This window comes from Gordonia sp. N1V (genome assembly GCF_029269935.1).
Taxonomy (GTDB): Bacteria; Actinomycetota; Actinomycetes; order Mycobacteriales; family Mycobacteriaceae; genus Gordonia; species Gordonia polyisoprenivorans.
The window spans coordinates 1-492 of record NZ_JARJDD010000074.1 but is presented as its reverse complement, the minus strand read 5'-3'; the positions used below and the strand labels follow the sequence as shown (position 1 = coordinate 492).

Below are 492 nucleotides of genomic sequence, written 5' to 3'. Positions count from 1 at the left end.
CCAAGCCCCAGCCCGACGGGTCGCCGGATCCGCGGACACCCGAACAGATCTGTGCGGCCGCGTTCGAAACGATCGTGGAGTTGGCGGCACAAGGTTTGGCCGACACCACCTTCTCGGAGAAACCGACCAACGGGTTGTTGTGGACCTGGTCGGCGGACAACCCGGCACTCGGCGGCGATTTGCAGAACATGGGTGCCATCACCGAAGCCACCGCCAAGTTGTTGTCGTGCGACACCACCATCACCAAAATCATCCTCAACACCGACGGCGTACCCCTCGACCTCGGACGCCAGGAACGGTTGTTCACCCCCGGCCAACGGAAAGCGTTGTTGGTGCGGGATCGCGGGTGCATCAAATGCGGTGCACACGCCGGACGCTGCCAAGGACACAACCTCGAGCATTGGGCCGATGGTGGGCCCACCGACCTCGACAACGGATGCCTACTCTGCACCAGCTGCCACGACGACGTCCACCACCACGGATGGGACATCA

1 protein-coding gene is annotated in these 492 nt (G+C 63.2%); it reads left to right on the top strand.

The features are described from left to right. Positions 1 to 492: HNH endonuclease signature motif containing protein (locus tag P3L18_RS28165; RefSeq protein ID WP_276116004.1), on the top strand; the 492-nt coding region annotated here is incomplete at both ends.